A 2539-nucleotide genomic window follows, 5' to 3' on the forward strand; every position below is an offset into this window, starting at 1 on the left:
CTCCTCCAGTACGCACCACACCTCGCCGCCGATCAGCACCGGGTCGGCCCAGCGCAGGCCGCCGCCGGTCCGGGAGACCGGGGTGAGGGGCCGCGGCTCGGGACCTCCGGGCGCATCGGGTTCGTACGCGTACAGGCGCTGGTCGGCGAAGTGGACGAAGACCAGCAGGGGTCCGCGGCCGGCGGGCCGTTCGACGCCGGCCCAGGGCAGGCCGCCGTACTCGGTGACGCGGCTGCGTACGTTCCACGGGGCGGGCAGTTCGGTGATCTCGGGCCCGCCGTCGGCGAGGCGGCGGCGCACCAGGGTGCGGCGGCCGGCCTCCTCGGGCCGGGGTTCGGTCCACCACACCTCGGAACCGACCGTGCCGAGGTACTCGGGCCGCCCGTCGAGGGAGGCGGCGAGGCCCGCGTCGATGGGTGAGGGCCAGCTGCCGTAGGGCCGGGTCTTCGCCGCCATCACCGGGCCCCGTTCACAGGGTCCGCAGCGCGTGGTCGAGGACGCGGACGCCGAAGTGCAGGGCCTCGACGGGCACCCGCTCGTCGACTCCGTGGAAGAGGGCCCAGTAGTCGAAGCCCGGCGGCAGCCTCAGCGGGGAGAAGCCGTAGCCGGTGATGCCGAGGCGGGAGAACTGCTTGGCGTCGGTCCCGCCCGCCATGCAGAAGGGGATCACGTGACCGTCCGGGTCGAACCGCTCGACCGACTCGCGCAGGATCCCGTACGTCCGCCCGTCCACGGGGGCCTGGAGAGCGACCTCCCGGTGGTGGAACTCCCACCGCACGTCGGGGCCGGTGAGGGCGTCGAGGGTGGCGGTGAACTCGGCCTCGCCGCCGGGCACGGTCCGGCCGTCGACATAGGCGGTGGCATGCTCGGGGATCACGTTGAGCTTGTAACCGGCACTGAACACGGTCGGATTGGCGCTGTTGCGCACGGTGGCGCGGACCAGGGTGCCGGCCGGGCCGAGTGTGTCGAGGAGCTCGTCGACGTCGAGGCCGGGCCGCCGCGGGTCCACCGACAGGCCCTGCAGGGCGGCGAGTTCGGTGATGCAGGCGGTCACCGTGTCGGTGAGGCGGACCGGCCAGTCGTACGCACCGATCCGCGCGACGGCGGCGGCGAGCCGACTGATGGCATTGGCCTTGTTGGGCTTGGAGCCGTGACCGGCGGTGCCGTGCGCGGTCAGCTTCAGCCAGGCCGTGCCCCGCTCCCCCGCGGCGATCGGGTAGAGGGCCCGGCCGCCGGGGCCGCCGTGCACGGTGAAGGCTCCGGACTCGCTGATGCCCTCGGTACAGCCTTCGAAGAGCTGCGGGTGGTGGTCGGCGAGGAAGCCGGAGCCGTCGACCGCGCTGTCCTCCTCGTCGGCGGTGTAGGCGATCACGATGTCCCGGCGCGGTTTCACTCCCGCGCGCGCCCAGGCCCGTACGACGGCCAGCACCATCGCGTCCATGTTCTTCATGTCGACGGCGCCGCGCCCCCACACCACGCCGTCGCGGACCTCGCCGGAGAAGGGGTCCACGCTCCAGTCGGCGGCCTCGGCCGGGACCACGTCGAGGTGCCCGTGGACGAGGAGGGCCTCGGCCGAGGAATCGGTGCCCTCGATCCGGGCGACCACGTTGGTGCGGCCGGGGGTGCGCTCCAGCAGGTGCGGCTCCAGGCCGGCGGCGGCGAGCCGCTCGGCGACGTATTCGGCGGCGGGGCGCTCGCGGCAGTCGCCGCCGCCCCGGTTCGTGGTGTCGATCCTGATGAGGCCGGAGGTGAACTCGACCGCCTCGCCGAGAGCCACCCCGTCCACCACGCCCAGCGTGTCCACCGCGCCCAGCGTGTCCACCGCGTCCGCGGTGCCGACGGCGCGGGCCGCACCGGCCGGAACCTCGGCGTTGATTGCGCACATGTCAGCCATACTGCTCCTCCACGGCCGCCGAGACGACCGTCGTGACCGCTTTGAAGGCCCGGATCCCCTCGTACATGGTTTCGCTGGTGTACGCGACCTTGCGCTCCCCGCTCCGCTCCACGCCCGGAACGACGGTCGCGGACATGGCCAGGTGCGCGGCGTCGAACTCCAGCTCCACGGTGAAAGGACCGCCGCGCACCGGGTCATGACGCACGGCCAGGGCGGTGGCCTCCTTGGCCGCGGCCCGGATGTCGGCGGCGGTACGGGCCGGGGTCCGGCACACGGCTGCGTAGCGCGAGACGTGGTCCTTGACGGCGACGGTGACGGCTCCCGGCGCGTACCCGGCGGCGTCCACGCAGGTGAGGTCGTCGCCGGTGACCAGGATGACGGGAACCCCGTACTCGGCGACGACGTGCGCGTTGAGCAGCCCCTCACTGGCGCGCGTCCCGTTGACCCAGACGCCGGTGACGGAGTTGGCGAGGTAGGTGTGGGCGAGGACCCCCTCGGAGCCGGCTCCGGTGTGGTAGCCGACGAAGGCGATGGCGTCGACGTCGCCGTGCTGGACGCCCTCGACCATGGAGAGGGTCTTGTGGCGGCCGGTGATCATCTCGGCGCGGGCGTCGAGCTTCTCCAGGAGGAGGTTGCGCATGGTCC

General features: G+C 73.2%; 2 protein-coding genes and 1 pseudogene. All 3 read right to left on the reverse strand.

From position 1 onward, the window contains the following. Nucleotides 1-456 (reverse strand): annotated as a pseudogene (locus ACWGIU_RS35260) (S9 family peptidase); the annotation flags it as partial. Between the two features lie 13 nt (nucleotides 457-469). Beyond that, nucleotides 470-1885, reverse strand: a complete 1416-nt coding sequence (locus ACWGIU_RS35265) for a M20/M25/M40 family metallo-hydrolase (protein WP_453712174.1) — start codon at nucleotides 1883-1885, stop codon at nucleotides 470-472. Between the two features lies 1 nt (nucleotide 1886). Then, a partial coding sequence (locus ACWGIU_RS35270) for a M55 family metallopeptidase (RefSeq protein WP_453712175.1) occupies nucleotides 1887-2539 on the reverse strand: 653 nt, incomplete at its 5' end.

It is taken from the genome of Streptomyces sp. NPDC054840 (assembly GCF_053611065.1).